The organism is Rhizobium sp. PDO1-076 (assembly GCF_000247475.1).
Taxonomy (GTDB): Bacteria; Pseudomonadota; Alphaproteobacteria; order Rhizobiales; family Rhizobiaceae; genus Allorhizobium.
In genome coordinates, this window is the sequence record NZ_AHZC01000347.1 from 1 (window position 1) to 680 (window position 680).

Genomic DNA, 680 nt, shown 5'->3' on the forward strand with positions numbered 1-680 from the left:
CCCCGAAACCCGCAATACATGGCCGAAATCATCGCCGCTTGACCGTTAACCTGGATTCAGCGCCGTGGGGGCGTATTGCTCCGATATTGACAACGGCCTCTGAAAACTGAATCAATGTGTGTCTTTCGGCACAACGCGGCCTGCAGCAGTTTGCTATTGAACAGATGCAGCATCTGACTGGAGTGCGAATGTGTCTATATTGGACCTCGGGTTTTCCTCACCCGAAGAACTCATGCAGCAGATTAAGGCCGCAGAGCCATTGGTTGAAAGAAGCTCTCGACGCATTGGGTTTGGCGGACGACGATCGAATCAAGCTCATGCGCGCCGGCTATTCGCCGAAGGAAATCTTGGATCTTAGTGACGATGAGATGGATGCTCTCTTCCACTCGGGTTTTCAGGCGCTGCGCGTAGGTGATCTCGAAAAGGCGCGGGATATGTTTGCTACCCTTTGCAGGCTCGACGCGCTCGATGCTCGCTTCCCGTTTGCCCTCGCATCAACGTTGCAGTTGCAAGGTCGGTTCGATGTTGCAGCCAAGCTCTATCTCCTCGCCTTGGGCCTTGATGCCGAACTGATCGACGCCTATGTCCGCCTGGGCGAATGTTTGATCCAAGCGCAAGAATATACCGAGGCTCGCGATGTGTTGGAAGTCGCCCTTGCCTTGGCAGGCGAAGAAGATGTC

The 680-nt window shown here is 54.6% G+C and carries 1 protein-coding gene; it reads left to right on the plus strand.

Translation table 11 applies throughout. From position 1 onward, the window contains the following. Positions 1-263 precede the first annotated feature (263 nt). Positions 264-680: tetratricopeptide repeat protein (locus PDO_RS16985; protein ID WP_160167046.1), on the plus strand; the 417-nt coding region annotated here is incomplete at its 3' end.